Source organism: Streptomyces sp. NPDC001508 (genome assembly GCF_040298665.1).
Lineage (GTDB): Bacteria > Actinomycetota > Actinomycetes > Streptomycetales > Streptomycetaceae > Streptomyces.
Map to the genome: position 1 here is coordinate 44,711 of NZ_JBEPAP010000004.1, position 4,571 is coordinate 49,281.

The following is a 4,571-nucleotide window of genomic DNA, read 5'->3' on the forward strand; positions in this document are numbered from 1 at the left end:
TCCCGTTCTCTCCCCCTCACCCCACCCACCGGTTCCACCTCCGGGAGTCCTTCCATGGCCGACGAATCCGATCACTGGGCCAGAGCCGTCGAGTCGTTCACCGGCTACAAGATGCCCAAGCGCCACGGCATGTTCGACGACGTGAAGGGCCTTGAGCCGAACGGCAACGCGCCGTTGATCTCGGTCAAGATCGAGGACCGCGAGTTCATGGAGATGACGGAGAGCGCGTACCAGCTCTACTCGGGACCGGATGTCGACGGGCACGACTTCGTGATCCACTTCTTCCTGCCGGGCAAGGAGGACCCGGACAAGGTGGATGTCGACGACTACTCCGAGGACGAGCTAAAGGAGAAGATCTACCCGAGGCTCCGCAAGGTCGTCATCGACTTCGTCGGTCCGAACGGTGCGGACGTCAAGCTCGACTACCTGAACCCGTTCAGCTGGAACGAGTACGACAGCAGCTCTCTGGTCGGGATGAAGCACGCCATGGGCCAGTACGTCCAGGGCGCGGGGAGCGCTCTGTACCAGCTCGGCTACCGGGGTATCACGAGCCACAACAACATCGACTTCGAGTCCAACGGCGTGACGGTGGACGTGTCCCGGGCCATGGACTTCGAGTCCTTCACCAGGACGGCCCAGGCGTACGACCGGGTGGCCAAGTTCTTCATGGACCACGCCGAGACGCTCAAGCAGTGGAAGGAGTCCATGGGCAAGGACACCGCCGCCTGGAAGGGCAAGGCGGCCGAGGTGTTCGCCGAGCTCATCGACGGACTGCACAAGAACTACAGCGGGTTCGCCGACCAGATGCATCCCAAAGGCTTCTCCGCCAAGCACGAGTCGATGTGGGACTACTACGCGTCGTCGAGCCTGCAAGGAGACGCGATCCTGGGCGCCGGCAACGCCGTCTTCACCGCGATCCGTGACCTGTACCAGGCGTGGACCGACTGGGAGAGCGGAACCAACGCCGACTGGACAGCGCTGAGCACCGGCGAGGACCCCGTGGAGTTCCTGCCGGGCCTCGGCAGCCCCTACGGCATCCTGTTCTCGATGCTGGAGTCGGCCCAGACCTGGGCCTACAACCACAACGCCAGGTTCGCCGTGAAAGGCACAAAAGAGGGCACCGAGTCGACGTACTACGGGGGCAACACCAGCGGCTCCGGCAGCTGGAAGGACACAAAGACGACGACGCACTTCTACGTCCTGAGGCCCGAGGCCGAGCAGGTCATCCCCGGGCTCGGCTACCTCAACGACGTCTCCACGTGGGCCGGTCTGGGCACCAAGGCGGTCGAGTCCTGGAACAAGGGCGTCGAGGAGCACCTGGCTCCCACGGCAAACAAGGCCCTGTCGAGCGTCAACAACGCCTTCATCGCGGCCCGGCGCATCATCGACGAGGTGCTGGAACCCGAGGTCACCGACTTCTTCAGCGGGTCGGGCGGAAGCGGTTCCGGCAGTGGCGGCAAGGACGGCGCCCAGGATGCCATCGACAAGGCGAACAAGGCGGCCCAGGACGCCATCGACAAGGCGAACAAGGCGGCTCAGGCCGCGATCGACAAGGCGAACGCGGCGGCGGACAAGGCCAGGGAGCAGGCCGAGGCGGCGATCAAGAAGGCCGGCGAGCAGGCGGAAAAGGCCGTCGACGAAGCCAACGGCAGGGCCGACGATGCCGTCAACAAGGCGAACGAGGCGGCGGAGAAGGCCAAGGCGGACGCGGAGAAGGCGGCCAAGGACGCCAACAACCAGGCCAAGTCGGCCATCGACGAGGCCAACAACCAGGCCGACAAGTCGAATTCCGACGCCAAGTCGGCCATCGACAAGGCCAACTCCGAGGCCGACAAGGCCATCCAGAACGCGCACGCCCAGGCCGACAACGCGGCCGACAGGACGAACTCCGACGCCAAGTCGGCGATCGACGCGGCGAACGACCAGGCCAACAAGGCCGTCGACGAGGCCGGCAAACAGGCGCGCTCCATCATCGGCGACGCCAACGACCAACTCCAGGGCGGCAACCACCAGTCCGGCGTTCCGCTCGGACCCACCAGCAGCTTCGTCACCTCCTCGCAGCCGGCGGACCGCTCCTCCGACGGCTCCCGTCGGCGCACCGGCGGCGTCACCGTCCAGAACCCCGACGGCAGCGAGACGACCACCTACTCCGACGGCAGCGAAGTGACCACCGGCCCGGACGGAACGGTCACCCAGACCGGCCCCGACGGCACCGTCACGGTCACCAAGCCGGACGGCTCCATGACCGTCACCGCCCCCGACGGCTCCGTACGGACGACGGGCCCGAACGGCGAGATCACTTCCCCGGGCGGCAAGACGACCGTTTCCGGTCCGAGCGGTGAGATCACCACCTCCCCGGGTGGCAGGACCACCATTTCGGGTCCGAGCGGTGAGATCACCACGCATCCGGACGGTTCGACGAGCGTGGACGGCCCGAGCGGCCGTACGACGACGTCCTCGGACGGCACGGTCACGGTGACGGGCCCGGACGGCAGCAAGACGGTGATATCGCCGGACGGCAGCAAGACGGTGACCTCGCCGGACGGCAGTACGCGGGTGACGTTCCCGGACGGCAGCGTGCAGGTGACGGATCCGGGCGGCAGGGTCACCACGACCCACCCCGACGGCAGCAGCAGTATGACCTCGCCGGACGGCAGCAAGACGGTGACCTCGCCGGACGGCAGTACGAGGGTGACGCTGCCCGACGGAAGCGTGCAGGTGACCGACCCGGGCGGCAGGATCACCACGACCTATCCGGACGGCAGCAGCAGCGTGACCACGCCGGACGGCGGTACGACGGTGACCTCGCCGGACGGCAGTACGCGGGTGACGTCTCCGGACGGCCACACCACCGTGACGTCTCCGGACGGCCACACCACTGTGACGCCTCCGGACGGTTCCAGCACGCATACCAGGTCGGACGGATCGACCACCGTCGGCGGCCCCCACCACTCCAGCAGCGGTTCCGGCTCCGGGTCCCACATCGACACCCGCTACCCGAGCGACGGTTCTGGGCACGTCGACGTCAACACGCCGCACTCGTCGTCCGGCTCGCACGCCACCTACCCCTCGATCCCCGGAACCCAGGGGGATTCGTCGGGCCCCGGGTCGGGGGGCGGTCGCTCGTCCGGGTACGGGAGCGACGGGGCATCCGACGGCTACGCGTACGACGACGCGGCCGCCGCGTCGCACTCCGGATCGACCACCGGCTACGACGGGACCGGCTCCGGCAACCCGTTCACGCAGGGCGACCAGAGCGGCGCGGGCTCCGGCGCGCTGGGCGCGGGCGGCTCCGGAAGCGGGGGCGGAAGCCCGATGATGCCGCCGATGGGCGGCATGCGCGGCGGCGGCGAGTCCCCGACGGAGCGCGAGCGGTCCAGTCCCGGCCCCCGGGTCAGCAGGACGGCCATGCGGCGCGGTTCGACGTCCTCGCAGGCCGCCGCCGGCCGCAACCGGGCGGCGGCGACGCCCGAGGAGGAAGTGGAGGAGGACGTGATCACCACGCGTTCCGGCGCGCCGCTGGTGCCCGCGGTGCCACCGCCAGCGCAGCGCGGCCGGGCCACCCAGAGCGGCGACCGCGAGCGGGTGGCCTGGGTGGCCGAGGACGAGGACGTCTGGGGCACCGACGAGGGCACGACACCCGCGGTGATCGGACGATGACAGGAGGGTGGGGTCGGCGATGAGCGACCACATCGAGCGGCTGGAGAAGCGGCTCGCGCAGGCGAACGCGGAGCTGGAGTCCGTACAGGCCGCCGTGACGGAGGCCGAGCGGCGGATGGGCGCCTTCTCGTCCACCGTGGTGTCCAAGGACGGCTCGGTGGAGGTGACCGTCGGCGCGCAGGGCGAGCTGACGGGCCTGAGGTTCCTGGACGGCAAGTACCGTTCCATGCCCCCCGCGCAACTGGCCGACGCCGTGCTGGACACGGTGCAGGAGGCGCGCTCGCACTTCGCCCGCGCCGTACGGGATCTCTTCGAACCGCTCACCCGGCCGAGCGCGACGCTGCCCGAACTGCCCGGCATGGAGATCGACTGGGACCGGCTCGTCGGGCCCGCGGCCGATGCGCTGCCCGGGGAGCCGGAGCAGCGCACGGCGAACGACCGGCTGCGCGACGAGATCGACGAGGACGACGACGCGGTCGGCCCGGCAGACGGGGCGCGGCGCCACCGGTGAGCGGTGTCGCCGCCGGATTCCGATCGAGAGCCAGGAGGCAGACGTGGGTGACGAGAGTTCCTTCGAGGTCGATCCCGAGCGCATCCACCAGGGCAGCGCCCTCATCACGGAGCTGGGCTCGTACGCCTGGAGCATCCTGGCTCAGTTCAACAGCGTCATGGCCGACACCAGTTGGACCGGCGACGACGAGAACGGGCACAAGATCCTCAGCAACTTCGTGGAGAACCGGGACTCCACCAGCGGCACCCTGTACTCCCTCGGCGAGGCCCTCGAACGGACCGGTGACGCGACGTTGATGAACCTGCAGAGCACGAAGGGCACCCAGGACGGGATCCTCGACGCGATCGGCGAGCAGTCGAGCGAGTACGGCGGCGGGGACGGCGGCCGAAGAGGCTAGCTC

Annotated in this window: 3 protein-coding genes; all 3 read left to right on the forward strand. The window is 69.1% G+C overall.

Annotated elements, in window-relative coordinates:
* The first annotated feature begins 54 nt into the window (after positions 1 to 54).
* The 3 genes from ABT245_RS05925 to ABT245_RS05935 are packed head-to-tail and all read left to right on the forward strand — an operon-like array spanning position 55 to position 4,568.
* The gene (locus ABT245_RS05925; protein ID WP_351729120.1) at positions 55 to 3,660 is read left to right on the forward strand and encodes an AAWKG family protein; all 3,606 of its coding nucleotides are present in this window, start codon (positions 55 to 57) and stop codon (positions 3,658 to 3,660) included.
* A gap of 19 nt (positions 3,661 to 3,679) precedes the next feature.
* The gene (locus tag ABT245_RS05930; RefSeq protein ID WP_351729122.1) at positions 3,680 to 4,171 is read left to right on the forward strand and encodes a YbaB/EbfC family nucleoid-associated protein; all 492 of its coding nucleotides are present in this window, start codon (positions 3,680 to 3,682) and stop codon (positions 4,169 to 4,171) included.
* Between the two features lie 43 nt (positions 4,172 to 4,214).
* Positions 4,215 to 4,568: a hypothetical protein gene (locus ABT245_RS05935; RefSeq protein WP_351729125.1), complete on the forward strand. Its 354-nt coding sequence runs from the start codon at positions 4,215 to 4,217 to the stop codon at positions 4,566 to 4,568.
* Positions 4,569 to 4,571: the final 3 nt, after the last annotated feature.